At 74.3% G+C, this 25,398-nt stretch carries 25 protein-coding genes; 11 read left to right on the top strand and 14 right to left on the bottom strand.

Annotated elements, in window-relative coordinates; translation table 11 throughout:
* The first annotated feature begins 6 nt into the window (after window positions 1-6).
* Entirely contained in the window at window positions 7-756 is a 750-nt protein-coding gene (locus CCO04_RS24125) for a PaaX family transcriptional regulator C-terminal domain-containing protein (protein ID WP_215816727.1), read from the top strand.
* Here CCO04_RS24125 and CCO04_RS24120 read toward each other — a convergent pair.
* Window positions 699-1,283, bottom strand: a complete 585-nt coding sequence (locus tag CCO04_RS24120) for a hypothetical protein (RefSeq protein WP_215816726.1) — start codon at window positions 1,281-1,283, stop codon at window positions 699-701. The two genes, CCO04_RS24125 and CCO04_RS24120, sit on opposite strands and share 58 nt — an antisense overlap.
* Before the next feature lie 37 nt (window positions 1,284-1,320).
* On the opposite strand from CCO04_RS24120, the gene CCO04_RS24115 reads away from it, so the two are divergent.
* On the top strand, window positions 1,321-1,905 hold the full coding sequence (locus tag CCO04_RS24115; protein WP_215816725.1) for a TetR/AcrR family transcriptional regulator: 585 nt from the start codon (window positions 1,321-1,323) through the stop codon (window positions 1,903-1,905).
* On the opposite strand, the gene CCO04_RS24110 is transcribed toward CCO04_RS24115, so the two are convergent.
* Window positions 1,902-3,326, bottom strand: coding sequence for an ROK family protein (locus CCO04_RS24110; RefSeq protein WP_215816724.1), 1,425 nt, complete (start codon window positions 3,324-3,326; stop codon window positions 1,902-1,904). The genes CCO04_RS24115 and CCO04_RS24110 overlap by 4 nt on opposite strands.
* Before the next feature lie 157 nt (window positions 3,327-3,483).
* On the opposite strand from CCO04_RS24110, the gene CCO04_RS24105 reads away from it, so the two are divergent.
* A complete protein-coding gene (locus tag CCO04_RS24105) occupies window positions 3,484-3,903 on the top strand; it encodes a hypothetical protein (protein ID WP_215816723.1) in 420 nt (139 codons plus the stop codon).
* A 105-nt stretch (window positions 3,904-4,008) separates the two neighbouring features.
* Here CCO04_RS24105 and CCO04_RS24100 read toward each other — a convergent pair whose 3' ends face one another.
* The 5 genes from CCO04_RS24100 to CCO04_RS24080 form a co-directional block, all read right to left on the bottom strand.
* Window positions 4,009-4,710, bottom strand: coding sequence for an SWIM zinc finger family protein (locus tag CCO04_RS24100; protein WP_215816722.1), 702 nt, complete (start codon window positions 4,708-4,710; stop codon window positions 4,009-4,011).
* Entirely contained in the window at window positions 4,710-7,532 is a 2,823-nt protein-coding gene (locus CCO04_RS24095; RefSeq protein WP_215816721.1) for a DEAD/DEAH box helicase, read from the bottom strand. Before CCO04_RS24095 ends, CCO04_RS24100 begins: the two co-directional genes overlap by 1 nt.
* 112 nt (window positions 7,533-7,644) lie before the next feature.
* Window positions 7,645-8,895 (bottom strand): hypothetical protein, encoded by a 1,251-nt coding sequence (locus CCO04_RS24090; protein ID WP_215816720.1) that lies wholly within the window; start codon window positions 8,893-8,895, stop codon window positions 7,645-7,647.
* Between the two features lie 48 nt (window positions 8,896-8,943).
* Window positions 8,944-10,002, bottom strand: coding sequence for a hypothetical protein (locus CCO04_RS24085; protein WP_215816719.1), 1,059 nt, complete (start codon window positions 10,000-10,002; stop codon window positions 8,944-8,946).
* A 59-nt stretch (window positions 10,003-10,061) separates the two neighbouring features.
* Window positions 10,062-12,191 (bottom strand): ATP-dependent DNA helicase RecQ, encoded by a 2,130-nt coding sequence (locus CCO04_RS24080; protein ID WP_215816718.1) that lies wholly within the window; start codon window positions 12,189-12,191, stop codon window positions 10,062-10,064.
* A gap of 61 nt (window positions 12,192-12,252) precedes the next feature.
* Between CCO04_RS24080 and CCO04_RS24075 the strand changes: the two genes are divergently transcribed.
* Window positions 12,253-12,864: a hypothetical protein gene (locus CCO04_RS24075; RefSeq protein ID WP_215816717.1), complete on the top strand. Its 612-nt coding sequence runs from the start codon at window positions 12,253-12,255 to the stop codon at window positions 12,862-12,864.
* Here the strand turns inward: CCO04_RS24075 and CCO04_RS29530 are convergent.
* Window positions 12,853-14,505, bottom strand: coding sequence for a helix-turn-helix transcriptional regulator (locus CCO04_RS29530; RefSeq protein ID WP_215816716.1), 1,653 nt, complete (start codon window positions 14,503-14,505; stop codon window positions 12,853-12,855). The genes CCO04_RS24075 and CCO04_RS29530 overlap by 12 nt on opposite strands.
* A 93-nt stretch (window positions 14,506-14,598) precedes the next feature.
* Between CCO04_RS29530 and CCO04_RS24065 the strand changes: the two genes are divergently transcribed.
* Window positions 14,599-15,186 (top strand): hypothetical protein, encoded by a 588-nt coding sequence (locus CCO04_RS24065; protein WP_215816715.1) that lies wholly within the window; start codon window positions 14,599-14,601, stop codon window positions 15,184-15,186.
* 186 nt (window positions 15,187-15,372) lie between these two features.
* A complete protein-coding gene (locus tag CCO04_RS29380) occupies window positions 15,373-15,495 on the top strand; it encodes a hypothetical protein (protein ID WP_256448646.1) in 123 nt (40 codons plus the stop codon).
* A 22-nt stretch (window positions 15,496-15,517) separates the two neighbouring features.
* Here the strand turns inward: CCO04_RS29380 and CCO04_RS24060 are convergent, their stop codons facing one another.
* Genes CCO04_RS24060 through CCO04_RS24050 form a run of 3 tightly spaced genes read right to left on the bottom strand, consistent with a single transcriptional unit; the run spans window position 15,518 to window position 18,407 of the window.
* Window positions 15,518-15,823 (bottom strand): DUF2470 domain-containing protein, encoded by a 306-nt coding sequence (locus tag CCO04_RS24060; protein ID WP_308281498.1) that lies wholly within the window; start codon window positions 15,821-15,823, stop codon window positions 15,518-15,520.
* A gap of 29 nt (window positions 15,824-15,852) precedes the next feature.
* Window positions 15,853-16,443, bottom strand: coding sequence for a lipoprotein (locus tag CCO04_RS24055; RefSeq protein WP_215816714.1), 591 nt, complete (start codon window positions 16,441-16,443; stop codon window positions 15,853-15,855).
* Entirely contained in the window at window positions 16,443-18,407 is a 1,965-nt protein-coding gene (locus CCO04_RS24050) for a M13-type metalloendopeptidase (protein ID WP_308281496.1), read from the bottom strand. Before CCO04_RS24050 ends, CCO04_RS24055 begins: the two co-directional genes overlap by 1 nt.
* 96 nt (window positions 18,408-18,503) lie before the next feature.
* Here CCO04_RS24050 and CCO04_RS24045 point away from each other — a divergent pair, with 96 nt between their 5' ends.
* From CCO04_RS24045 to CCO04_RS24035, 3 genes are all read left to right on the top strand, one after another.
* Complete coding sequence (locus tag CCO04_RS24045; RefSeq protein WP_215816713.1) at window positions 18,504-19,034, top strand: CAP domain-containing protein; 531 nt, start codon at window positions 18,504-18,506, stop codon at window positions 19,032-19,034.
* A 93-nt stretch (window positions 19,035-19,127) separates the two neighbouring features.
* The gene (locus tag CCO04_RS24040; protein ID WP_215816712.1) at window positions 19,128-19,694 is read left to right on the top strand and encodes a CAP domain-containing protein; all 567 of its coding nucleotides are present in this window, start codon (window positions 19,128-19,130) and stop codon (window positions 19,692-19,694) included.
* Window positions 19,695-19,738: 44 nt separating this feature from the next.
* Window positions 19,739-20,269, top strand: coding sequence for a CAP domain-containing protein (locus CCO04_RS24035; protein ID WP_215816711.1), 531 nt, complete (start codon window positions 19,739-19,741; stop codon window positions 20,267-20,269).
* A 36-nt stretch (window positions 20,270-20,305) separates the two neighbouring features.
* On the opposite strand, the gene CCO04_RS24030 is transcribed toward CCO04_RS24035, so the two are convergent.
* Window positions 20,306-20,938 carry a MerR family transcriptional regulator gene (locus CCO04_RS24030; protein WP_215816710.1) on the bottom strand — a complete coding sequence of 211 codons (633 nt, stop codon included), beginning with the start codon at window positions 20,936-20,938 and terminating at the stop codon, window positions 20,306-20,308.
* An 81-nt stretch (window positions 20,939-21,019) separates the two neighbouring features.
* Between CCO04_RS24030 and CCO04_RS24025 the strand changes: the two genes are divergently transcribed.
* On the top strand, window positions 21,020-21,520 hold the full coding sequence (locus CCO04_RS24025; protein ID WP_215816709.1) for a DUF4188 domain-containing protein: 501 nt from the start codon (window positions 21,020-21,022) through the stop codon (window positions 21,518-21,520).
* Here the strand turns inward: CCO04_RS24025 and CCO04_RS24020 are convergent.
* Window positions 21,507-22,469, bottom strand: a complete 963-nt coding sequence (locus CCO04_RS24020; RefSeq protein ID WP_215816708.1) for an NADPH:quinone oxidoreductase family protein — start codon at window positions 22,467-22,469, stop codon at window positions 21,507-21,509. The two genes, CCO04_RS24025 and CCO04_RS24020, sit on opposite strands and share 14 nt — an antisense overlap.
* A gap of 58 nt (window positions 22,470-22,527) precedes the next feature.
* Here CCO04_RS24020 and CCO04_RS24015 point away from each other — a divergent pair, with 58 nt between their 5' ends.
* On the top strand, window positions 22,528-24,015 hold the full coding sequence (locus tag CCO04_RS24015) for a hypothetical protein (protein ID WP_215816707.1): 1,488 nt from the start codon (window positions 22,528-22,530) through the stop codon (window positions 24,013-24,015).
* Here the strand turns inward: CCO04_RS24015 and CCO04_RS24010 are convergent.
* Window positions 24,005-25,351: a GH1 family beta-glucosidase gene (locus CCO04_RS24010; protein ID WP_215816706.1), complete on the bottom strand. Its 1,347-nt coding sequence runs from the start codon at window positions 25,349-25,351 to the stop codon at window positions 24,005-24,007. The two genes, CCO04_RS24015 and CCO04_RS24010, sit on opposite strands and share 11 nt — an antisense overlap.
* Window positions 25,352-25,398 lie beyond the last annotated feature (47 nt).

The raw sequence follows: 25,398 nt of genomic DNA, 5'->3' as shown, positions 1-25,398 counted from the left end.
TGTAGCATGACCGACGTGGAGGAAGCGCTCGCGCCGCTGTCGGCCCGCTCGGTGATGCTGAGCATGCTGCTCGGCTCGCACCCGGACCGGATGTCGGCCGCCGAGCTGGTCCGCGCCGGCGAGCACTTCGGCATCCCGGCGGCGACCAGCCGGGTCGCGCTGACCCGCGCCGTCGCCGCGGGCGACCTCCAGCGCGACGCCGGCGACTACGTGCTGGGCGAGCGGCTGGCCGCGCGCCAGCGCCGCCAGGACGAGGCGGTGCTCGACGCCGAGACCGGCTGGGACGGCACCTGGGAGATGGCGGTCGTCGTGGTCGCCGGACGCACCGGCGCCGAGCGGGCGGCGCTGCGGGACCGGCTGGCGTCGTACCGGCTGGCGGAGCTGCGCGAGGGCGTCTGGACCCGGCCGGCCAACCTGCGCCGACCGACGGAGTACGCCGACGAGGAGGTGCTGAGCACCTTCGCGGTCCGCCCGGACGAGGACGCCGCCGCGCTGGCCGCGCGCTTGTGGGACCTCGACTCCTGGGCGCACCAGGGACGCGCCCTGCTGACCCGCCTCGCGGCGACCACGGACCCGGCCCTGCGGCTCGCGGTCGCGGCGCACGTCGTCCGGCAGCTGGCGGCGGACCCGCTGCTGCCGGCCGCGCTGCTGCCCGGCGACTGGCCGGCGGCGGCGATGCGGACGGCGTACGCCGGCTATCAGGACGAGCTGCGCTCGCTGTCGGTCGGCGTCGGCGCGGCGTCCGGCGTGCGCTGACGCGGCGTCAGCAGCTCCCAGAGCGGCCCGAAGATGAACCAGAGGCCGACCAGGGTCCACGGCGGGCGGATCCACGCGATCAGACCGGCGTCCTGGCTGTCGTCGGCGACGAGCAGGACCAGCCCGAGCATGACCACCGAGGCGATGACCGCGGCGAGGACGACGCGGAACCACTCGCGCCACAGGTAGGCCATCCGCTCGGGTCCGTGCTTGGCGATCTTGACCGGCGCCGGTCCGCCGGCGAAGCGGTGCGCGAAACGGACGTCGGCCCAGCGCACGATCGCGGGGCCGAAGGCGAGGGAGAAGCCGAGGTAGAGCCCGGCGATCCCGTGCGTCGTACCGGCCTCGGCGCCGCGGTGCAGGTCGACCGCGACGGCGCCGACGAGCAGCGCGTCGAGGACCGGGATGAGCGCGAGCGTGATCGTGCTGGCCCGGCGCCGGCGGAAAAGGTAGCGCAGCGCGAGCCCGAGCCCGAGCAGCACCCAGAGACCGATCTCGGAGGCGGCGATGAAGGCGGCGACGAACACACGACGGACCGTAGCACAGTCGTGCTAATATCCGACTGTGCCGCGGACGATCGATCATGAGGCGCGGCGCGCCCGCATCGGCGAGGCCGTGTGGCGCCTGGTGCTGCGCGAGGGCGTCGGCGCCGTCTCGCTGCGCTCGGTGGCCGCCGAGGCCGACCTGGTGCTCGGCTCGCTGCGGCACAGCTTCCCGACCAAGGCCGAGCTCCTGGCCTTCGCGATGAGCCTGGCCCACGAGCGCGCCGCCGCCCGCGTCGCCCGCCACGGCACCGAGCCCGACCCGCGCCGCCGCGTCGACGGTGCCCTCCACGAGCTGCTCCCCCTCGACGACGAGCGCACCGTCGAGATGCGCGTCCACCTCGCCCTCATGGCCGAGGGCCCCCGGCACACCGAGCTGACCGAGCTCTCCGATGCCGCCCACGACGCCATTGCCGGGCTGTGCCTCAGCTGCGTCCACGAGCTGCGCGCCGCGGGCCTCGTCGCTGAGCGGCGCGACCTCGACCGCGAGGCGCTGACCCTGCACGCACTGGTCGACGGGCTCGCGCTCCACGCCATGCAGGACGCGGGGCGCCGGGCGGGCGTCGTACGGGCGCTGGGGGAGCACCTGGACGCGTTGGCCGACTAGCGGGCGCCGTAGCGGTAGGAGAAGGTGATCGGCTGCGGCCGATCCGCCTTGTCCTGGCGGCGGCCGGTCGTCTGGCCGGTCCGCACGATCCGCTCGAACTTCCGGTACGCCCACTCGCGGTAGACGATCAGCCCCGCACCCCGGACGCCGAGGTGCTGCTGGCCGGCCAGGCCGCGCGGCGGCAGGAGGATCTCGGGCAGCGTTCCCGACCAGCCCCGCTCGGTCAGGCCGTCGTGCACACCGGCGGCGGTCTCGTCCCGCGCGATCAGGCCCGTGAGGTGGAAGGCCTTGGGGTCGAGCAGCTTGAGCGGGCTCATCATCACCAGGCCCAGGAGGAATCCGACATCGCGCAGCGCCGCGGCCACGTCGGGATCCTCGATCTCGTCGCCGAGCAGGACGTCGTGCAGCGCGCGCCGGTCGAGGTGCCGGACGCGTGCGGCGACCGCCGTGTCGGAGGCGTGGGCCTGGAGGTGGCCCAGCGCCCCGCAGAAGCACTTGCGGTCGGCGTCCATCGGCGCCACGTCCGCATGGGCGGAGCGCTGGTTGATGGTGGGGAACCACTGACCGGACAAGGGCAGGTGCGCGATCTCGCCGCCCATGGAGTGACCGCCGGAGAGCAGCCGGCTCTCGACGAAGCCGAGGCGCGTCCCCGGCCGTCCGGCGACCCGCTCGGCCGCGAGCAGGACGACGCCCGCGCTGATCACGCCGCCGAGGTGCAGGGTCAGCGAGAGACCCTCGCGGTAGCCGGGCCCGGACTCGTCCCCCTGGCTCTCGCGTGGGCGCTGGAGGCCGAGCGCGGTCAGCTCGCGGGAGCGGTCGTGCGCGGTCGCGAGCGCGTGGACGTGACCGTCGTTGATGACGTGGACCCGCTCGACCGGCGCCGACAGCGCCTCGGCGAACGCCCGTGCGAGCGGCTTGGTCCGCCGCGCGTTGCGCCAGTCGGCGTGCATCGACTGCCCGGCGGGCCGGCCGCTCTGGCGCAGCGGGCTCGGCAGCACGACGGCGATGCCGATGAGGTCGACCGGGCCGCTGCGCCCCCGCCCTCGGGTCCGGGTCGCGAGGAGGCGCCGGACCAGGACCTGGACGTGCTCCAGCAGGTCGGACGGCGCAAGCGCGCGGAGGTTGCTCACCTCCCGCCCCTGGACGCTGTGCACGACATTGCCGTGCGGATCGATCAGGGCCGCGTGCGAGGTCTGGCTCCGGATGGCGACGACCAGCGCGTACCCGAACGCCGACCCCAGCACCCGCGCCGGACCGGCGTCGAGGAGGCGATCGGTCCGCAGCGCCGCGAGGTGGTGGTCGAGGGTGCGCAGGCTGACCTCGGCCACGCTCGCGAACTGCTCACGCGTGAGGTAGGTCGGCGCGGTCGCCACCGCGGCATGAAGGATCCGGACCCGCGAGTCGACCGCACGTTTGTCCACAAAGTCCTCTCGAACAATCGATGGAAAGAACGGAAATTACTGCACCTAAAACTCCTTCACAACGGGAGATGCTGCCTCCGATTTCGCTGGACCCGACTTTCTCCGGCACAGCACGCTGGGACCCGCAAGAACACCTGGAAATGAACGGAGAAAGCACATGAAGAAGTCCATCGTCGCCACCGCTTTGACGGGGGTGGTGGCCCTGGGAGTCTGCGCGACGTCGGCGCCCGCGGCTCAGGCCGCGCCCGCGCCGGCGTCCGTGACCGCCTCGGCGTCCGCGCCGGTCGCCGGCCTCGGCCAGACCGGCGGGCTCGCGACGCTCGTCCTGGCGCAGCCGGCGCAGCGTCCGGCACCGGTGACGTCCGTGCCGGGCCGGCTCAAGGCCAACCCGGCGGCCGCGCTGATCGGGTACGCGGTGTACCTGATCGTCCGGTTCGGTATCCCGTGGCTGGTGCGCTACGCGTCCGACGTGCTGACCAAGGTGATGGCCAGCCAGTTCATCCGCACCCAGGTCTGCCGTGAGCTTCGCAAGAAGCACAACGGCTGGGGCTGGAGCGGGTACTGCCGGGGCACGTAGACCGGACCAGATCGGTGCGAAGGAACCTCCGGGTGGGGCGTGGCTTTGTCGAAGGGGCTCACGTCCGACCCGGAGGTTCCAGGTCCGACGATATTCCCTGACGGCCTAGAGCAGGCCCTCAGGCAGCTCGGCGCCCGCCTCGAACAACGGCACCAGCCGCTGGGCCCGCAGCGCGGCCTCGACCACGAGCTCGACGTCGTCCGCGAGGTCGGCGGTGGTCGGGGTCGCGGTCGCGGTGGTCGCGGTGCCGGAGACGGCGGCGACCGTGCGGGCGTGGAGGGCGGCGAGCAGCGCTTCGCGGTCGAGGCCGCGCAGGGCGAAGAGCACCAGCGGATCGGCGTCGAGGAGCCAGCCGGTCTGGATGAGCAGGGCCAGGGCGTGGGCGCAGGGTGCGAGGTAGTGCGGGCAGGTGCAGGTGGCGACCAGCTCGCCGCCGTAGGGCAGCAGCTCGACGCCGACCTCCTCGGCGTGCTCGACGAGGTCGTGCGGGAGGTTGCCGGCGAGCAGCTCGGCGACCCGGCCGGACTCCGCGGCGACCACCTCGACCAGGGCGGCGCGGGTCTCGTCGTCGAGGGTGGGTACGGCGACCTCGACGGTCCACGCGTCATCCCCCTCGCGTACGGCGGCCAGCAGGCTGCCGCTGTCGACGCTGATGCCGCCCACGTCACCACGGCGGGCGGCGGCGCGTCCGGGGCGCAGCTCGGCCTCGGAGTAGGCGGCCTCCTCGACCGCCCGCTGCCACGCCTTGCCCCACCACGAGCGGATGCCGCGCGAGGGTTGGGTCTGGCGGGCGAAGGTGGTACGCATCAGTCGCCCGCCTCGTCCGCGGCCGCGGCTTCCTCGCGCTGCTGGCGGCGCAGGGTGACCAGGTCGCGCAGCTCCTCGTTGCTGAGCTCGGTGAGAGCCGCGTCGCCGCGGGCCAGGACGGCGTCGGCGAGCTGGCGCTTGCGGTCGAGCAGCTGGGCGACGCGCTCCTCGATGGTGCCGCGGGTGACCATCCGGTGCACCTGGACCGGGCGGGTCTGGCCGATCCGGTAGGCCCGGTCGGTCGCCTGCTCCTCGACGGCCGGGTTCCACCAGCGGTCGACATGGATGACGTGGTCGGCGCGGGTCAGGTTGAGGCCGGTGCCGCCGGCCTTGAGCGAGAGCAGGAAGACCGGGACGGCGCCGTCCTGGAAGCGGCGCACCATCTCCTCGCGCCGGCCGACCGGCGTACCGCCGTGGAGGAACTGGTGCGGCACCCCGATCGCGGTGAGGTGCTGCTCGATCAGGCGGGCCATGGCGACGTACTGGGTGAAGACGAGGACCGCGCCGTCCTCGGAGAGGACGGTGGCGACCAGCTCGTCGAGGAGCTCGAGCTTCTCGGAGCGACCGGTCAGCCGGACCGCGCCGGACTGCTTGAGGAACTGCGCCGGGTGGTTGCAGATCTGCTTGAGGCCGGTGAGCAGCGCGAGGACCAGGCCGCGGCGGGTCTCCTCGTCGGCGCGCTCGATGCGCTCCATGGTGTCCTTGACGAACGCCTCGTAGAGGACGACCTGCTCGCGGGTCAGCCCCAGCAGGTGGTCGGTCTCGGTCTTGGGGGGCAGCTCGGGCGCGATGCCCGGGTCGGACTTGCGCCGGCGCAGCAGGAAGGGGCCGATCAGGTCGGCGAACTGGCGCGCCTTGGTCGGCTCGGTCCCGGACTCGATCGGCGCGCCCCACACCCGGCGGAACGCCTGGCGGCTGCCGAGCAGGCCCGGCACGCACCAGTCGAGGATCGACCAGAGCTCGGTGAGGTCGTTCTCGACGGGGGTACCGGTGAGCGCGACCCGGGCCCGGTCCGGGAGCTGGCGCAGGGCGCGGGCGGTCGACGTACGGGAGTTCTTGACGTGCTGGGCCTCGTCCGCGACGACCAGGTCCCAGGCGACCCCGGCCAGGGTGGCGACGTCGCGGCGCAGGGTGCCGTAGGTGGTGAGCACGAACCCGCCGCCGTCCTGGACGTCGTCGAGGTCGCGGGCGCCTCCGTGGAAGCGCCGGACCGGTACGCCGGGCGCGAACCGCTCGATCTCGGCCTCCCAATTGCCGAGCAGGCTCGCCGGGCACACGACGAGCGTCGCGCCGTCGCGGGTGGCGGTCTGGGCGCGGCGGTGGAGGTGGAGCGCGATGAGGGTGATCGTCTTGCCCAGGCCCATGTCGTCGGCCAGGCAGGCGCCGAGACCGAGGCCGGTGAGGTCGGCGAGCCAGGTGAGGCCGTGGCGCTGGTAGTCGCGCAGGGTCGCCGCCAGGCCCGCGGGCTCGGGCAGCGGGTCCCGGGTCGCCGCGGCCAGGATCTGCTCGCGGACCCGGAGCAGGCTCGCGCCCACGATCACCTCGGCCGAGGCGGGCTCACCGGGGCTCGCCGTGGTGGTGGCGGCGGTGGTCGCCGGTACCTCGGTGACCCCGGTCAGGGCGGCGGCGAGCGCCTGGGCACCGGTCGCCTTGCGGATGAGGCGCTTGCGGGCGCGCTGGGCCGTCGTCGGGTCGACCACCGTCCAGGCTCCGCGGAGCTTGATGATCGGGCTCGCCGCGTGGGCCAGCTCAGACATCTCCGCCTCGCTGAGCGCCTCCCCGTGCAGCGCGACCTGCCACGAGAACGAGAACAGTCCCGCCGCCGAGAACGGGCTCTCCTGCAGCGGCAGCTCCGCGCCCCGTCCGCCGCCGTCCTGGTCCCCCTCGGTCCGCCGGTCGAGGACGGCCCGCGTGGTCAGCTCGGGGCCGAGCGCCCGCGGCCAGTGCACATCGACGCGTACTTCGCGCAGCGCCCCGACGTGGTCGAGCAGGCTCACGATGTCGGCACCGTCGAGCACCAGCTGGTCGGGGACCGCGAGCGCCAGCAGCCGGTCGAGCACCGGCCAGGCGTCGGCGGCCGCGCGCAGCGCGATGCTGGCGTGGATCCGTGCCCGGCTCCCGAACCCGTGGTCGGCCGGACCCCCGGTCCACAGCAGCGCCGCGTCGCAGACGTGGAGCGGGTCGCGCTCGTCGTGGACCTGGAGCACGATCCGGACCGCGCCCGCGATCAGCTCCTCCTCGTCGGCCTCGACCCGCAGCGAGATGCTCACCAGCTCGGGCAGCACCGGGTCGCCGCCGTCGCGGCCCGGGTGCGACCGGACCCGGTCGGCGAGCCGGCGCCGGACCCGGTCGGCGAAGTCCTCGGGAGTACGCGCCACCGGCGCGGGCGGCGGAGCCGGCGCCGCCCGCGGCAGCGTGGCGGCCACCGCGTCGAGCACCTGGCGGACCAGGACGACGGCGTCGGCGGGCGGCAGCCCGTCGTACGCGCGGGCGTGGGCGAGCCGCTCGACCGCGTCGGTGTCGCGCTCGTCGAGTCCGTCGACGCGCCAGGTCGCTGCGGGACCGGCCGCGATCTTGCCGGCCGCGACCAGGCGCAGCCCCAGGAGCGCCGCTCCGCCGAGCAGCGCGACGCTGGGATGGACCGGCTCCGCGCCCGCCGCAGGGGCCTGGCTCCGGCTGCGGCTCCGGCTCAGGACCGGGAGCGCGGCGGCCATGGGCAGCGCGACCCGGCGGCTTCCGGCGACGTCCGTGAACTCGATGGTCGTCGGCTCGCCGTCCCTGACCTGCAGGGTCGCTGGTCCGGTGACGGGAACGAAGCTCACATGGGGACGCTAACGGCCGGCGCCGACACGGAGTTCCCCGCGTCGGTGTTCCGGCCCTCGCCGGCGCTCGCGGCCGCTCAGCAGGCCGCTGGGCAGCCGGTCAGCAGGCCGGTCAGTAGGCCGGTCGGGCGAGCGCCCGGCCGCGTCGCCGGGCGAGCAGCACGCCGCCGAGGAGCAGGATGCCGCCGCCCGAGGCCAGGACCGCCGACCACCAGGTCGGGTGCTCCACGGCCAGGACCGCGCTGGCCAGCGGCGCGATCACGACCGGGGTGGCGAGGGCGAGGAGGGCGAAGCCGGAGTGGTTCGAGACCGCGGCGGCCAGCGCCCAGCCGAGCGCCAGGACGCCGGCGAAGCCGACGGTCCACCAGACGTCGGACTCGCGGTAGGCGCCGGTGACCGCGAACCAGCCGAACTCACCGGACCCGCCGCCGTCCGGACCGCCCGCACCGCCCGCACCCGGGAACAGCCCGCCGCCGAGCCCGCCGAAGAACTCCCCGATCATCCGCAGCGCCAGCATCATGAGCAGCATCCCGGCGTAGGCCACCAGGCCGACCACACCCACGGCGACCCCCGAGATCGCCCGGCTGGGCAGCACCCAGCCGAGGATGGTCACGGCGACGACGAAGACGCCGACCGCGGCGCCCATCACGACCGGGGCGTTCGCGTCGCTCACGTTGTCGGCGACCAGGTCCTCGAAGCCGAGGGCGTAGAGGATCCCCAGGCCGGCGATCGCGGTCACCACGAAGGCGGCCCGGCGGCTGATCACATAGCCGATCGCGGCGAGGACGACGACCACGGCGCCGATCAGGTACCCGATCCCGTGGCCCTTGCTGTCGATGCCGACGTCGAGCATGAGGGCGACGCCGAGGATGCCGGCCACGCCGGGCCAGGTCACCAGGTCCGTCCGGGCGCGGCTGCCCTCACGGCGGCCGGCCGTGGTGGCGCCGACGAGCGCGATGAGCAGCAGGACCGCGGTGGCGCCGAGGCCGACGCCGAAGTTGGACCAGTCGAGCTCGCCGTCGGACCGGCTCCGGACCCGGGCGATGACCACGGCCGCGCCGAGCAGACCGGCGCCGACGGCGGCGAACGCGCCGGTCGCGCCGGTACGTCCGGCCTTGGCCGCGGCGGCCGGGTCGGCGGGTCCGGGCGCGTCGAGGGCGGCGCCGGGCGGGGCCGGCGGGCCGCCGTACCCCTGGCCGCCGGGCAGGTGCTCCGGCGCGGTCGCGACCACCGTGCCGCCCGGGGGCGGCGCGGGTTCCGGGGCGGGATCGCGCGGGCGCCGTACGGTCTGGTCGGGCTGCGGACCGTCGCCCGGCTGGTCCGGAGTGTCCGGGGTGCCGGTCGCGGAAGCGTCGTCGGTCATGTTCGGACTGTAGGACCGATCACGACCCGATCGCGGGAGGTGAGCGCCTCAGGCGCGGATCCGTCCGGTGATCGGCGGGAGGTCCGCGAGCGTGACGATCCCGGGCTCGGCGGCCACCACGAAGGGCACCGCGTTGGTCACCGGCAGCGCCGTGTAGATCATGCCGAGGCCCATGTAGCCGGGCTCCGTCCAGTCCTTCGGGGGCAGGCACTGCACGACCGTGCGCATGTTGGGCCGGCCGAACACCTGGATCACGTGGCCGTGGGCCAGGGGCTTCGGCGGGTCGACGTGGCTGCCCATCGTCCAGTTGAACCCGACGCTGACCACGTTGCGCTCCCCCACCCAGCCGCGGTGGTAGCCCATCACGCCGGCCACCGTGCCCTCCGGGATCGTCATGAACCCGAGGTCGGAGTCGCCGGTGGCGGCCGTGAACGTGACGTCGAAGGTCATCCGGTCAAGCGTCGCGCCCATCGCGTCGGCCATCATCGCCGCGGACTCGGCGAAGACCTCGCTCTCGCGGCGGACCGACTCGGCCAGGCCGGGCGTCGCCGGGTCCAGGGAGAAGCCCATCGCGATCTGCGTCCCCGCCGACTCGTACGTCGAGCAGTCGACCGACTCGGTGATGCGCACCTCGTCCACGTGATCGCACGAGCCGCTCAGGGCCATCCCGATCAGGTTGGTCATCCCGGGGTGGGCGCCGCTGCCGAAGATCGAGGCACCCCCGCGGGCGCAGGCCTCCTCGATCCGGGCGCGGTCGGCGGGCGTCTGCTTGGCGCCGGTGATCCAGGCGGCGCTGGTGCAGACGTTGACGCCGTTCTCGAGGAGCGTGACGAGCTCGTCGACGTCCGGCCAGAGCGGGTTGTAGCAGCAGGCGTCGGGCTCGAGCGCGAGCAGCGCCGCCACGTCGTCGGTCGCGTGGACGCCGGTCGGCTCGGGCCAGCCGCAGAGCTCGGCGGCGTCCTTGCCGATCTTGTCGGCGCCGTGGGCGTAGACGCCGACCAGCTCGAGGTCGGGGCGGGACAGGATCGCGTGGGCCGATCTCCGGCCGATATTGCCCGTCGTCCACTGGACGACGCGGAGGGGACGGTCGAACCGGGGTGCGCTCATGCGGGCGAGACTAGAACGCGTTCTATTTTGTTGTCGAGGGGTTGCTCGCGGAGGTCAGCTCATCCGCTCACCCCCAGCACCAGCGGAAGGACGGCGGCCGCACCCGCCGCGTGGAGCGCGTCGGCGCCGAGTGTCAGCGACCAGCCGGTGACGAGCCGGTCGTCGACCAGCAGCACCCGGCGCTCCCGGACCGCATCAGGATCGTCGAGCTGGAGCGCGCAGCGCCGGGTCACCGCGGCCACCCGCTGCGCGGAGTTGGTCGCGCCCCGGTCGGGGCCGACGGAGAGGTCGACGACAGCCCAGCGGCCGACCACGGGGACGCCGAGGAACCGGGACAGCCCGGCAGCGAGGTCGGCCACCAGCAGGGGCTTGCGCTCGGACTCAGCGACGACGATCGCGTCGATCGCGGGCTGCCAGTCGTGGAGCATCGTCACCATCGCCTGGGCCAGCGGCACCGGGACCGGGCCGTCGACGGCGTCGGCCGCGAAGAGCCCGCGCAGCGCGGCGCCGTGGCCGAGGTCGGTGAGCCGGGCGATCGCCCGTCCCTCGCCGGCCGGCTGCTTGATCTTGCCGGAGCGGCTGACGCCGATCGCGGCGAGTCCGGTGGGCCAGAGCTTGCGCGGCTCGATCGGTACGCCGGGCCGCGCCAGCCGGTCGGCAGCCTGCTCGATCGCCTCGGCCGAGACCGCCGTCGGCAGGTCGAGCCCGCCGCAGTTGTCGCACCGCCCGCAGCGCCACCCCGCATCGGCCAGCACCTCGGGGTCGTCGAGCTGAGCGCGGAGGTAGCGCATCCGGCACTCGCTCGAGGACAGGTAGTCGAGCATCGCCTGCTGCTCCGCCGCCCGGGAGGCGGCGACGCGCGCATAGCGGTCGGCGTCGTAGTCCCACGGCTGCCCGGTGGACTCCCAGCCGCCCCGGACGCGTCGTACGGCACCGTCGACGTCGAGCACCTTGAGCATCGTCTCGAGCCGGGTGCGGGAGAGGTCGACGCGCGGCTCGAGCGCGGCCGTGCTGAGCGCGCGGCCCTCGTCGGCGAGCGCGGCGAGGGTCTCGCGGACGACCTCTTCGCGCGGGAACGCGAGCGAGGCGAAGTAGGCCCAGATGTCGCGGTCCTCGGTGGCCGGCAGCAGCACCACCGAGGCACCCCCGGCGGGCAGGTCGTGACCGCGGCCGGCACGACCGACCTGCTGGTAGTAGGCGACCGGGCTGCTGGGGGCGCCGAGGTTGACGACGAAGCCGAGCGAGGCGTCGAAGCCCATGCCGAGCGCACTGGTGGCGACGAGTGCCTTGACCTCGCCGTCGATGAGCGCCTGCTCGAGCGCGAGGCGTTCGGTCTGCTCGGTCTGGCCGGAGTAGGCCGCGACCTGGTGCCCGCGCGAGCGGAGGTAGTCGGCGACCTCCTGGGTGGCGGCGACGGTGAGGCAGTAGACGATGCCGCTGCCCGGCTGCTCGGCGAGGTGGTCGGCCAGCCAGGCCAGCCGCTGCTCGGCCGTCTTGAGACGGACCACGCCCAGGCGCAGAGACGCTCGGTCGAGGCTGCCGCGCAGCACCAGGGTGTCCTTTCCGAGCTGCTCCGCGACGTCGTTCGTCACGCGCTGGTTGGCCGTGGCCGTGGTGGCGAGCACGGGGATGCCGGCGGGCAGGTCGTCGAGCAGCGTGCGGATGCGCCGGTAGTCGGGGCGGAAGTCGTGACCCCAGTCGGAGATGCAGTGGGCCTCGTCGACCACGAGCAGGCCGCAGGTCTCGGCCAGCCGCGGCAGCACCTCGTCGCGGAAGCCCGGGTTGTTGAGCCGCTCGGGGCTGACCAGCAGGACGTCGACCTCACCGGCGGCGATCGCGCGGTGCACCTCGTCCCACTGCTCCATGTTGGTGGAGTTGACCGTCACCGCCCGGATGCCGGCCCGCTCGGCGGCGGCGATCTGGTTGCGCATCAGGGCGAGCAGCGGCGAGATGATCACGGTCGGGCCGGCCTGCTCGGCGCGCAGCAGCAGGGTCGCGACGAAGTAGACCGCGGACTTTCCCCACCCCGTGCGCTGGACGACGAGCGCACGGCGCCGCTCGACGACGAGGGCGGAGATGGCGGCCCACTGGTCGTCGTACAGCCGGGCGTCGGGGCGCCCGACCAGGGCACGCAGGTGCTCCTCGGCGCGGGCGCGGACGGCTGCGTCGGTGGGTGCCTCGGAGGTCATGTCGTCGTGTCTACCAGCGGGGGCCGACGCAACCTTCGGACGCCCCGGCACAATCGGGGTCATGACCGACCCGAGCGCCCCGCCCGAGGCGCCCGAGCCGCTGGAGCCGCTGGAGCCGCCCGCGCACGTCCTCGTGCGCTGGCCGGCCCGCGTGGTCGCGGTGCTCGTGGTGCTGCCGGTGCGCGCGCTGTGGGACGGCTTCGGCGCGGCCGCCGGCCTGGTCGAGCGGTTCTGGGACGGCGTCGTCGTCCGGCCGTGGGTGGCGTTCTGGCGCTGGGTCGGCCGGCTGCTCCGGCCGTTCGGCCGCCTCCTCGCGGTGCCGCTGCGCTGGTTCCTGGCGTACGTCGCCCGCCCGGCCGGGCGCGTCCTCGACTGGTGCTGGCAGTACCTCGTGCTGACACCGACCCTGTGGCTGTGGCGGGTCCTGGTGGCGCCGTTCGGTCGCGGGATCCTGGCCCCCCTCGGCCGTGCCCTGCGCTGGGCCTGGCAGGTCGCCGGCGTCGCACTGCAGGCGGTCGGCGGGGCGCTGGCGGTGCCCTTCCGCTGGGCTCACCGGACGCTGGTCGCGCCCGCGCTGCGGTGGGCCGGACGCACGGTGGTCGCGCCGGTACGCCGCGCCTGGCGCGAGGTCCGGACGCAGGTCCGCCGGGCGCTCGGTCGCTCAGCTCGCTGAGCCGGCCGGTCCCAGGGCCGAGCCCGCCCACCAGATCCGGGCGATCTCGAAGCGCGAGCCCGCTCCCCAGCGCAGCAGCACGTCGCCGACGTGCTTCTCGACGCCCTTGACCGAGATCCCGAGGACCTCGGCGATCTGCTGGTTGGTCCACCCCGCGGCGACGTGCCCGGCGACCTCGGCCTGGCGCGGGCTGAGCGGCGCGGCGGCCGGCGCTCCGGGGACGGTGCGGTCGGGCGCGGCCCCGCCGACGGCGGCGAGCAGCCCGACCCGGGTCGCGACGCCGAAGGCGCACAGCACCCGCGAGACGTGGGCCCGGACCGTGCTCGGCGAGAGGAACAGGCGGGCCGCGATCTCGTCGACCTCCAGGCCCGCGAGGATCGCCCGGGCGACCTCGGCCTCGCGCTCCGACAGGACGTCCCAGCCGGCCCCGGCGACCGGGGGCAGCCGACGCCCGGAGGCGGCGAGGACGGCACCCGCCGCCCGCCGTACGGCGGCGTGGCCGGAGCGGTCGCTGTCGGCGACGAGCTCGCGCAGGGTGCGGGAGGCGGCGCCGAGGTCGTGCTCCTGGATCCGGGCCCGGGCGAGCAGGATCTGGCCCTCGGCGGCCTCCACGCCCCGGTCGTCGGCGAGGCAGCCCTCGATGCTGCGGGTGAGCAGGTCGATCGCGGTGGCGGCGTCCCCGGTCATCAGCGCGGCCCGCCCCCGCGCCCGCAGCACCGACGGCGCCGTGACCGGGTGCGCGGCGAGTGCGGACAGCGCGGTGAGCCAGACGCCGGCGGCGTCCTGGTCGTCGGCGAGGAGCGCGGCGTGGAGCAGGGTCTCGAAGGAGAGCGCGCGGTCGATGAGCGTGCAGCGGCTGAGCGCCTCGTCGGCGCCGGCCCGGAAGACGAGCGCCGAGGCGGCGGCCACGTCGTACACGGCGATCGCGCCGTAGGCGAGCAGCAGCAGCGCGCCGCGGTCGATGAAGTCGCGGGGCGCGGGCGGCACGTGCCGGGCGATCTGCTCCGCGACCAGGCCCACCTCGGCGTCGCCCGCATTGCCCTGGACCAGGACGGCGACCGCCTCGACCACCGGCGCGACCCGGCTGCCCGGCACCACGGACGCACGCACCGCGCCGAGCACCTCCTGGGCGCGCTCGATCCGCCCGGAGAAGGCGGCGATCCGGGCCTGGCAGACCCACATCAGCGGCGCGAAAGGATGACCCGCCCAGGCCGCTCCCGCAGGCGGGCCGGTGGCGTCGATCGCCGCAGCCTCGCCGATCCGGGCCGAGACGAGGGCGGCCTCGGCGGCGACGTACCGGACCGCGGACCACCAGCGCGAGCCCGGCTCGTCGGCGTCCGCGAGCAGCCGGCCCAGGAGCGCGCGATCGGGCGGCGGGGCGTCGAGGTCCCCCGCCGCAGCCAGGACGGCGACCGCGAGGCACCAGGCCCGCGTGCGGTCGTCGTCCGCGGCAGCCATGCCCGCGGCCGCCTGCGCGGTCGCCTCGGCGAAGTCGCCGAGCCAGAAGCCGGCCAGACCCGCCAGGCCGTACGCCGCCGGGTCGCCCTCGCGCGCCGCCGCGGCAGCGACCGCGCAACCCACCTCGGCCGTCCCCTCGGCGAGGTGACCGAGCACCTCGGCCAGCAGCGCCTCGCGGTCCATGAACCGAACATTCCCACGCGGGAGCGCGGTACGCGTGGATTACGCACGATCCCTACCGACGCGGGCCGCTCCGGTCGGGGAGAGTCCGGTGCTGTGACTGCCTCCCGCGCCCGTACCGCCCTCGCCGGACTCGTGCTGGTCCTCGCGACCGCCGCCGGCTGCGGGAACGACGACCCGGAGCCGGCCACCGGCAGCACGGTGGACAGCACCGACAGCACCGACAGCACCGCCAGCACCGCCGACAGCACCGAGCCGGCCGCGCTCCCCCGGTTCTGCGACCTCGTCACGCCCGAGGAGGTCACCGCGGCCGTGGGGGCCGCGGTGACGCTCGAGGCCGGTCCGCTGGACAGCTGCGAGTTCGGCCAGGAGGACCCCCGCGCGCTCAGCGGCTCGCTCGGCGCGGTCGAGGTGGACAACGGCAACGGCGGGTTCGCGGCGTACCGCTCCGGCAGCAGGTCGACGCTCGACGACGGCGTCGACCACCCGATCTCGGGGGTCGGCGACGAGGCGTTCGTCGCGACGGGGACGTTCGCGGGCGGGGAGAACCTCCAGGGGGCCGGCGCGGTGCTCGTCGGCGGGACCGCCTACACGCTCGCTCTCGCGCAGGGCTCCGGCCTCAGCGAGGAGGAGCTCGTCGCGATCGGCGAGAAGCTCCTGCGGCTCATGGCCGACGCGGCCTGACCACGCGCCCGACACGTCCGGAGGGGCCGTCGCCGGGGCGCTCATCACCGGCAAGCAGATCCCCGGGTTCTTCTGCGTGACCGTGACCGGGCGGACCGCGTCCGCTCAACCCCGGGACCGCCACGCTCATCGCGTCGCCGGACTACACGCTCGACTCGACCGCCGTCGGCGCGGACCGCAACACCCATGGAGTCGCTGACCCAGAAGGGCGCGCCGACCTGCCCGAAGGGCTTCCGGGTGGCGACGTTCCTCCGCACCGGCGCCGACCTGGCGTTCGACCCGGAGCCGTTCGTCTTCCAGATCGACTGACGCCGAGGCTCGCCCCGCCGGCTCAGTGCGGGCGGGGCTCCTCGCCGAGCGCGACGCACGCGGCGTCGTACAGCGCGACGACCTCGCGGCGGATCTCGGCCCGCTCGGTGATCGGGCCGCCGGGCCAGAGGATGCGGCGCTCGCCGACCGGGCCCTCGGGGCCGATGACGGTCCAGCTGCCGGCCTCGCCGTCGGCATCGCTCATCGACGCGGCGACCGCCTCGGGGACGGCGTGCGCGCGGACGATGAGCAGGTTGTCGTCGAGGTGGTCGCTGTTCATGTGCGCAAGCACCGCGTCGACGACGGACGGGGCGAAGGTGTGGACCACGGGACGGTTCCTCTCGGTTCTTGGGGGAGTCAGTTGGGCAGGCGCAGCGAGCTCAGCACCAGCTCGTGGAGCGGTCGCAGGACGGTGGACTCCTCGTCGTCGATCGCGGCGGTGCGCCCGACGATCACCCCGTCCGGGCCGGCGGCGAGGAAGAGCCGGACCTGGAAGAGCCCGCCGACCGGTGTGTACGTCGCCTCCACCACGTCGACGCCGGACTTGGACGCGGTCCTGGTGGCCGGGATGGCGGGCTGCTCATCGATCGCCGAGGCCACGGCCCCGAGCAGCTCCTCGGGGTCTTTCGCGGCCAGGGCAGCGGGACCGGTGAACACCCGCAGGTAGCTGAGCTCGGTCTCCGACCTGATCTCGCAGGCGATCCGCATCCCGCTGGGGAAGTTGGCCCCCTGGTCGAAGCCCTCCGCGGCGAGCTCTGCCGCCTCCTCGTCGGTGACCCGGTCTGCCGACCAACCGTCCAGGACGTCGAAGGTCACCGGCAGCGGGCACTCGGAGTCGTCGGGACCGACCACCGTGCTCCCGGCTTCGTCCGAGCCGGACGAGTCCTCGCCGGAGCACGCCGCCAGCCCCAGCACCGCCGCCAGCGCGAACGGTACGACGCGCAGCATCACCAGATCCGGACCCGCTCGTCCGGGGCCAGCCAGAGCCCATCACCGGGCGCGGTCGCGAACACCTCGTGGAACTCGTCGAGGTTGCGCACGATGTTGGCGCGGAACTCCGGCGGGCTGTGCGGGTCGATCGTCAGGTACTGGCGCTCCTGCTCCAGGCGCCGCTTGGTGCGCCAGACGTAGGCCCAGTTGAAGAACAGGTGCTTGCGGTCCTCGGCCGACGCCTCGCGCCCGGCCGCAGCCTCCGCGATGAGGTACGCCGTGTGGGCGATCGTGAGCCCGCCCAGGTCGCCGATGTTCTCACCGACGGTGAGCGCGCCGTTGACGTGCTCGTCGGGGATGTTGCGCGGCGCGAAGCCGTCGTACTGGGCGATGAGGGCCTTGGACTTCACCTCGAAGGCGGCCTTGTCGTCGGCGGTCCACCAGTCGTTGAGGTTGCCGTCGCCGTCGTACTGGGCGCCCTGGTCGTCGAAGCCGTGGCCGACCTCGTGGCCGATCACCGCGCCGATGCCGCCGTAGTTCTCGGCCGCGAGCGCGTCGGGGCTGAAGAACGGCTTCTGCAGGATGCCCGCGGGGAAGCAGATCTCGTTGGTGCCCGGGTTGTAGTAGGCGTTGACCGTCTGGGGCAGCATGAACCACTCGTCGCGGTCGACCGGCGCGCCGATCTTGGCGAGCTGGCGGTCGGTCTCGAAGCCCGCCGCGGCCTGGGCGTTGGCCACCAGGTCGTCCGGGACGACGACGAGCGCGCTGTAGTCGCGGAACTTCTCGGGGTAGCCGATCTTGGGCCGGAAGGTCTCGATCTTGTCGTAGGCCCGGCTCTTGGTCTCGTCGGTCATCCAGTCGAGCTTGCTGATCGACTGGCGGTAGGCGGCGAGCAGGTTGGCGACCAGCTCGTCCATCATCGCCTTGGACGTCGGCGGGAAGTGCCGCGCGACGTACTCCTTGCCGACGGCCTCGCCCATCGCGCCCTCGACGAAGGAGACCGCGCGCTTCCAGCGGGCCCGCAGCTCCGGCGTACCGGACAGGGTGCGGCCGTAGAAGTCGAAGTTGGTCTGTACGAACTCGTCGGACAGGTAGGGCGCCGCCGAGCGCAGCACCCGCGAGAGGAACCAGTCGCGCCAGCTCTCGACCGGCGTCGCCTCGAGGACCCCCGACAGGTGCTGGAGGTACGACGGCTGGCGCACGACGACCTCGGCGATCGTCGCGTGGTCACCGTCGACGTGGCCGCCCAGGTTGGTGATGTAGGCGTCCCAGTCGAACGCCGGGCAGAGCTCCTTGAGCTCATCGGCAGTCAGCAGGTTGTAGGTCTTCTGGACGTCGCGGGTGTCGGCGCGCTCCCAGTGGCCGCGGGCGAGCTCGGTGTCGAGCGCGAGGATGCGCTGCGCCGCGCCGGCCGGGTCGGCGTGAGCGCCGAGCGTGAGCAGGCGGGTGAGGTAGCCGACGTACGCCTCGCGGATCTCGGCGAACTTGTCGTCGCGGTAGTACGACTCGTCGGGGAGGCCGAGCCCGCCCTGGACGAGGTGGAACAGGTAGCGGTCGGACTGCCGGTCGTCGGAGTCGACGTAGGACCCGAACAGGCCGTAGCCGCCGATCCGCTCGAACTCACCGAGGAACGCCGCCACGTCGCGGACGTCGCGCAGCCCGGCGACCGCGTCGACCAGCGGCCGGGCCGGCGCGAGACCTGCGGCCTCGACCCGGTCGGTGTCCATGAAGGAGTTGAACAGGTCGGCGATCTTGCGCGCGTCGACGTCGCCCGAGGTGGCGGCGGAGGCGGCCAGCTCGGTGATGATCGTCTTGACGTCCTCCTCGGCCTGGTCGGCCAGCTGGACGAAGGGGCCCCAGCTCGACCGGTCGGAGGGGATCTCCGCCTCGGTCAGCCAGGTCCCGTTGACGTGACCGAAGAGGTCGTCCTGGGGACGGATGTCGGGGTCCATGCCCGGGCGGGCGTCGTCGAGGATGCTCACGGGACGAGCCTAGGGCGTGGGTCAACGGGCGGGACTTCGGTCCTGATTTCGCGCCGGGGGCTTGGATCCGCTAAGGCGCCCGCCGATTCCTGGTCCATGAAGCCCTCTCTCGGACTCCTTCCCGGGCTCGCCCTGTGCCTGACCTTGGGACTCACCCTGAGCCTCGGCCCCGGCGCCCCCGCACCCGCGAGCGCCGCGACCGTCTCCACCACGCCCGGCGTCCCGGCGCGGCTGCTCGTGCAGCGGCTCCTGGAGGACCGGGTGCTTGCGCTGACCAACCAGCAGCGCCGCAAGCACGGCTGCGGCGCGCTGCGCGGCTCGGCGGCGCTCCGCAAGGCCGCGCGCGGCCACACCGTCAGCATGGCGCTGGCGGGCTCGATGTCCCACCAGCTGCCGGGTGAGGCCCGGTTCTCGAGCCGGATCACGCAGGCCGGCTACCGGGGCTGGCGCCTGGTCGCGGAGAACATCGCCCGCGGGTTCTCCACGCCGAACGACGTGGTCACCGCGTGGATGCGGAGCCCGAGCCACCGGCGCAACATCCTCAACTGCCGGCTGCGTGACCTCGGGGTGGGCGTCGTGCTCCAGAACGGCCAGCTCTGGTGGACCCAGGACTTCGGGGTCCGCTGACCGGACGCCGTCTTGTGATGGTTCATGGGGACTAGCCGACCTCGCCCGGAGCACCGGCGCGCGCGGAGCACCTGAGATCCCAGGATGGCTCGCATGCTCCGCCGCCGCCGCACCCCGCTCCTGGGAGGAGTCCTCGGGCTGCTGGTCGTCCCCGTCCTCGTCCTCGCCGTCGACGGGCCCGGGAGCGCTGCGACACCCGGCCCCGCGGCGGTCCCGACGGTCCCGGCGGTCCCGGCGGTCCCGGCGGTCCCGGCAGCCGAGCGGGCGGTGATCAGCACGCTCTTCGAGGCGCGGGTGGTCACGCTGACCAACCGGCGCCGGGCCCGGGCGGGGTGCCGGCCGGTCCGGGTCGACGTACGGCTGCGGGAGGCGGCGCGGGCGCACAGCACCGCGATGGCGCAGGCGGGCCGGATGGCGCACACCCTGCCCGGCGAGCCGGGGCTGGTGCGGCGGATGACGCAGGCCGGATACACCGGGTGGCGCCGGCTCGCGGAGAACCTCGCGGCCGGGTTCGTGACGCCCGCGGGCGCCGTACGGGCGTGGCTGGCGAGCCCGGGGCACCGCCGCAACATCCTGGACTGCCGGATGCGCGAGATCGGGGTCGGCGTGGTCGTCGAGGGGACGCAGCTGTGGTGGACCCAGGACTTCGGCCGGCGATGACACCGGGGCTACCGCCGGGTGCGCGGGACCGCCATGATGCAGCCGTGCGTCTCGCCGCCCTGCTCCTGACCGCGTTCACCGCGGCCGTGCTCCTGGTCCCCACGCTTCCCCTCTCACCTGCCGCCGCCGGCACCAGCGCCAGCACCGGCGCCGGCCTCGGCCTCGGCGCCGGCCCGGTCGCGACCGGCGTCACCCCCGTCGAGCAGCGCCTCGCGAACCGGGTCAACCGGGTACGCGCCCAGCACGGCTGCGGCGCGCTCCAGCACCGCGCCGCCCTGCACGGCACCGCCCGTACCCACAGCGCGCTGATGGCCCGGCACCGCCGGCTCGCCCACCAGCTGCCCGGCGAGGCCACGCTCAGCAGCAGGCTCGCCGGCGCCGGCTACCCCGCCAGCCGCCGGATGGGCGAGGTGATCGCGGCCGGGGCGATGGGGCCGAAGCGGGTCGTGCGGATGTGGCTCGGCAGTCCGTCGCACCGGCGGCTGCTGCTCGACTGCCGGTTCCGGCAGATGGGCGTCGGCATCGCCGAGAGCGCGCCCGGGCAGCGCTGGTGGACCGTCGACCTGGTCCGTTGAGCCTGGTCCGCTGAGCCTGGGCCGGCCGAGCCTCGGCTAGTCGGCGAACCGCTGCGCGGAGTAGTGCTCCTCGGCGATCCGCCGCAGCACCAGCAGCAGCTCGCCGTAGACGACCTGGCCGACGACCATCCGCTCGACCAGCACGTCGCGGTCGGCCTCGTCCGGCCCGGCGAACGCGCCGATCTCGAAGCGCGCCAGCTCGTCCACCAGCCGCAGGTACGTCGCGGCGCCCTCCTGCGCGCTCTCGTCCTGCCCGCCGCCGAGGTCGAGGATCGTGCCGACCAGCGCCGCGAGGTGGTCCCGGTCGGGTGAGCCCGGGCGGACCCGGTCCCAGCCGGCCTGCTCGATGAGGGCGTCGGCCATCGCGCGCAGGTCCGGCCCGGTCTCCGGCGGCGCGCCGTGCAGGGCGTCGCAGGCGACCCCGAAGACGTCGTGCACCGAGGCGTCGGCGTCCTCGACCGCCTCGACCAGGGAGCGCAGCCGCTCGACGGGGACCTCGCCGACCTCGCGCAGCACGCGCAGGAGGCGCAGCCGGCGCAGGTGCGTGTCGTCGTACTCGGCGAGGCGGGCGGCGACCTTGCGGGCGGGCGGCAGCAGGCCCTCGCGCTGGTAGTACTTCAGCGTAGCGACGCTGACGCCGGCCGCGTCGGCCAGCTCGGAGATCCGCACGTGCGCCTCGATTCCCTCTTGACGATCCAGTCGGATAGTCGCACTATCTAACTAGAAAGCGCAACTATCCAAGGAGCCGTCATGAGCCAGCCCGCCGCCTACCGTGCCGCCGCCGAGCACGCCCCCGCCGGCGTCCGGCCCGGCATGAACGCCGTCCGGCTGGACCCCGGTCAGGACGAGGTCGTCGTCTTCCTGATCGGCATGCGGGTCAACCGCTGGCGCCGGCTGCGCAGCTGGCTCCCCGTCCTGGCCGCGATGCCGCGGATGCTGCGCCAGCTCCAGAAGGACCCCGACCTCGGCCTGCTCCGCGCCGACCTCTACGCCAACGGCCGCAACTTCGTCGCCATCCAGTACTGGGCCACGTCGGCCCAGCTCTACGCCTTCGCCCGGGCACCCGAGCTCACCCACGCCCCGGCCTGGGGCCGGTTCAACCGCCGGGCGGCGGGCACGGCCGACGTCGGCGTCTGGCACGAGACGTACGTCGTCCCGGCCGAGGCCGTCGAGGCCCGCTACGGCAACATGCCGCCCTTCGGGCTGGGTCGTGCGTTCGGTGTCGCCGAGGGACGGGTCAGCGCACGCTGACGACGAGCTTGCCGAGCGCGGCGCGGGCGTCCATGTCGAGCAGCGCCTGGCCGAACTCCTCGAGCGGGTAGACCTTGCCGACCGGCGGCTTCACCGCGCCCGACGCGATCATCGGCACCAGCTGGGCCCACTGCTGCTGCAGGTAGCCCGGCCGCACGAAGGCGTAGGCACCCCAGCCGACCCCGCGCACGTCGACGTTGTTGAGCAGCAGCCGGTTGACCTTGACCTCCGGGATGCCCTCGCCCGCCGCGAACCCGACCACCAGGAGCCGGCCCTGCGGGGCGAGGCTGCGCAGCGAGTCGGTGAACGCCGAGCCGCCGACCACGTCGAGGACGACGTCGACGCCCTTGCCGCCGGTCAGCTCGGCGACCGCGTCCTTGAAGCCGTCGAAGAGGACCACCTCGTCGGCACCGGCCGCCTTGGCGAAGGCCGCCTTCTCCTCGGTGCTGACCACCGCGATCGTCCGGGCACCGAGCCCGCGCGCGACCTGGAGGGTGGCGCTGCCGACACCGCCGGCCGCACCGTGCACGAGCACCGTCTCGCCCGCGCGTACGCCGCCGCGCTCGTCGAGCGCGAACAGCGCCGTCAGGTAGTTCATCGGCAGTGCCACGGCCTCCTCGAACGTGATCGAGTCGGGCAGCGCGAACACCGCATCGGGGTGGCCGACGACGAGCTCGGACGCGCCGCCGTACCCACCGACGCCGGCGACGCGCTGGCCCGGCTCGAAGCCGGGCCCGGACACCACGACACCGGCATAGTCGACGCCCAGCGTGAACGGCGTCTCGGGGCGCAGCTGGTACTCGCCGCGGCTCAGCAGCAGGTCCGGGAAGGACACGCCGACGGCGTGCACCTCGACCAGGATCTCGCCGGGACCGGGCGTGGGGTCCGGCACCTCCTGGACGACGATGTCGGCGGGACCGGTGGTGGTGACGACCTGGACTGCGCGCATGGCGGGCAGGCTACGCCCGTCCGTTTCATCCCGGTCCGGCGAGGGCAGGGAACCTGCCGTGAGCGACTGGACGGACTGGAAGCAGAACCGACGCCTCGAGGAGGCCGAGGCGCAGCTCGACGCCGAGCGCAGCGCGCGCAGCCGCCTCGCCGACCAGATGCGCACCCAGCAGGGCAACCTGCAGGGCCAGATCGACCGGCTCACCCGGGCCTTCGTCGCGCTCGTCGAGCACGAGGACATCCGCGCCGAGCTCGGCCAGTACGCCGACGCCGCCGCTTGCCGGCGCTACGCCCGCGAGGTGGTCTCGACCGTCGTCGCCACCGGTGCCGCCGCGCTGCGCGGTGCGGCGGAGCCCGAGGACGTGCCCGGCTACTGGCTGGCCCCGGCCGCACGGGGCATCGTCCGGATCGCCCAGGGCGAGACCGGCGGACCCGAGCTCCTCGCCGAGGCCGCGCACCGCGACCCGCGCCGGACCACGCTGCTCCTCACCCTCCTCGGTGCGCTCACCCGCGACCCCCGCTGGAGCGCCGGGACCGACCTCGCCCGGGTGCTGCCGGACCGGCCCGAGGTGACCTACGCCCAGCACCAGGTGTGGCTCGCCGTCGCCGAGGGACGCCTGGCGCCCGACGGCGACGCGCTCGCCACCGCGCTCCGCGCGCAGGTCGCGGCGACCGGCAGCGCCGGGCTCGACGAGGTCTCCTCGTGGCTCGAGGGACTCGAGGGGACCGGCCGCGGGCTGCCGGCGGAGCGGGCGACCGCGCTGCTCGAGACACTCCAGCAGGTCCTCACCACCGGGGGAACGGCCGCGGCTGAGGCCGAGGCTGAGGCCGAGGATCCGCTGGCCGACTGCGTGCGCTCGCTGGTCGACGAGGGCTCCCCCGGCGAGTCCGAGATCCTCGACCGGATGGCGGTGGTCCGCGCCGACCTCGGTTTCATCGACGAGCGGGCCGCGACCCAGGCGCCCGCGTGGTCCGCGACGACGGGCGACGTGGTGCGGCTGCTCCTCGACGACCTCGCCCAGCCGGCCGGCAGCCCGCGGCACGCCCTGGCCCGGCAGGCGCTCGCGCCCACGCTCGGGACGATCGGCGACGAGCTCGCGGCGCAGGCCGCCGTACCGCCTCCGGAGACGCGGACCCTCCAGGTCTTCGGGGAGGAGCTCACCATCACCCGCGACGGCGGACCCTCCGGGTGGCGCCCGCTGGTCGACGCCGCCGTCGTGCGGCGGCACCCGGTCGACCGCCGGCTGCTGCCCGGCGGCGCCGTGCTGCTGGGGCTGGCCGTGGTGCTCGCCGGACTGGGCTTCGTGGCGAGCGCCTGGTTCGTCCTGGCCGGCGCGGCTCTCGTCGCCGGCGGCGCGCTGGTCGGCACGGCGCTGGCCAAGCAGCGCGAGCTGACCCGGCTCCGGGCCTCGGCGCTCGTCTCGACCGAGCGGCAGATCGGCGAGGAGCAGGCGGTGCTCGACGACCAGCGCGAGCGCAGCATCACCGCCTCGACCCGGGCGCGCGAGCTGCACCGCGGGGTGGGGACGGCCGCGCTCAGCTCGTGAGCCGGGCGTGCTCCGCGACCAGGTCGGCGTACCAGCTGAAGGAGCGCTTGGGCGTGCGCTTCTGGGTCTCGTAGTCGACGTGCACGAGCCCGAACCGCTGCGTGTAGCCCTCGGACCACTCGAAGTTGTCGATGAGCGACCACGCGTAGTACCCACGCACGTCGACCCCGCGCTCGATCGCCTCGGCGACGGCGGTGAGGTGGAGCGCGTGGTAGTCGACGCGCTGGTGGTCGTCGACGACACCGTGCTCGTCCGGCCCGACGCCGTAGGAGCAGCCGGACTCCGTGATCACGATCGGCGGTACGGCGGCGCGGAAGCGCGCGCGGAACATGATCAGCCACTCGCGCAGGGCGTCCGGTACGACGGGCCAGCCGAAGTCGGTGACCGGGTAGCCCAGCACCTCGCGGAACTCGAAGGGCAGCTCGGCGTTCTCGTCGGCCGCGGCGATCCGCATCGGGTTGTAGTAGTTGACGCCGTAGAAGTCGAGCGGCTGGCGCATGGTGGCGAAGTCGCCGTCGCGCACGTGCGGCTCGAGCAGCATCATCAGGTCGTCGGAGTAGCGGCCGAGCAGCATGCCCTCGAGGTAGTGCCCGTTCCAGAGCGCGTCGAAGAGCTTGGCGGCGCCGACATCGGCCGGGTCGTCGCTGGCGGGCCAGATGGGGGCGTGGTTGTTGGCGCACCCGATGCTGGTCGCACCGGCCGCGCGCAGCGCGATCGCGGCGCGGCCGTGGGCGACGAGCAGGTGGTGACCGACCGGCAGCGCGTCGAACATCAGCGAGCGGCCGGGCGCGTGGAACGGGACGGCGTACCCCATGAGGGTGACGACGCTCGGCTCGTTGACCGGCACCCAGTCGACGACGCGGTCGGCGAGGCGCTCGCCGACGATGGCGGCGTAGTCGGCGAACCGGTCGATGGTGGCCCGGTTGAGCCAGCCGCCGTCGTCCTCGAGGGGCTGGGGCAGGTCCCAGTGGTAGAGCGTCGCCATCGGCTGGACGCCGGCCGCGAGCAGTCCGTCGACCAGCCGGTCGTAGTAGTCCAGGCCGGCCTGGTTGACCGCGCCGCTGCCGGTCGGCTGGATCCGCGGCCAGGAGATCGAGAAGCGGTAGCCGGAGGCGCCGAGGCGCCGCATCAGCTCGATGTCCTCGGGCCAGCGGTGGTAGTGGTCGCACGCGACCGCACCGCTCGAGCCGTCGACGATCCGCCCCGGCTCCGCGGTGAACGTGTCCCAGATGGATCGGCCTCGGCCGTCCTCGTCGACCGCACCCTCGATCTGGTACGCCGCCGTGCTGGTCCCGAACCGGAATCCGGCCGGGAACCGACCAGCGAGATCTCCCACCCTGTCTCCCACAGGCTCACCCTCGCATGCCGCAGTGCGCTGACACC

Origin of the sequence: Pimelobacter sp. 30-1, from assembly GCF_018831735.1 — a bacterium.
In the GTDB taxonomy this organism is placed as follows: Bacteria; Actinomycetota; Actinomycetes; order Propionibacteriales; family Nocardioidaceae; genus Nocardioides.
The sequence above is the reverse complement of the archived record's forward strand: the minus strand, read 5'-3'. Positions and strand labels throughout refer to the sequence as shown.